This window comes from Cupriavidus sp. 05T313, assembly GCF_056396665.1.
The window spans coordinates 1-757 of record NZ_JBFTLX010000560.1; the positions used below are offsets into that span (position 1 = coordinate 1).

The following is a 757-nucleotide window of genomic DNA, read 5'->3' on the forward strand; positions in this document are numbered from 1 at the left end:
GTGTTGCACCACTCGATCAGGGCGGCGGCGGTGAATTCCGGTCCGTTGTCACACCTGACGTAGGTCGGRGCGGTGCCGGTTTCGKCGATGAYGTCCTCCAGCACCGCGACSACGTCSGMGGCYTTGAARGRCCGGCRCGGAATGAYKGCCAGYGCGGTGCGSGTGTATTCGTCGATGACGTTGAAGRACCGGATGTGCCRGCCGCAGGAGGTCACGTCGGACTGGAAGTCGAAGCTGACCACGTGCATCGGATACTCGGCTGTGAGCCGTTTCCGTTCCCCGGCGCCGGGCCCGGTCCGGCGCTTCTTCCGCGCCCTGGCTTTACAGACGAGGCCTTCGTCGCGCCAGAGCCGGCGCACCCGCTTCCGGTTCAGCGCCACGCCGCCCCACTCGGGCTGGGCCAGGAGGTGCCAGCGGGCCTTCCGCCAGCCCCAGGCGGGGTGTTTCACTGCGATGGCGCGCAGGGCTGTTCGGAGCTGCATTTCCTCGAAGCCCATGTCGGGTTTTTTCTTGCGGAACGCGGACCGGTTCTGGCCGATGACCTTGCACGCGAAGCGTTCGGATGCCCCGAACTTCTCCACCGCCATGCGCACGGCACGGCGGCGGGGTTCGGGGCTCAGAATTTTCCCTTCGCCACCTCGTTCAGGATGTCGATGGCCAGTTCCTTCTCCGCCAGCAGCCGCTTGAGCCGGGCGTTCTCCTTCTCCAGCTCCTTCGTCCGTTTGGACGCCTCGGCGTTCTTCTCGGACCCGTACTC

General features: G+C 66.3%; 1 pseudogene. It reads right to left on the reverse strand.

The annotated features are described in order from the left end of the window. Nucleotides 1–757 (reverse strand): annotated as a pseudogene (locus AC1DKD_RS41750) (DDE-type integrase/transposase/recombinase); the annotation flags it as partial.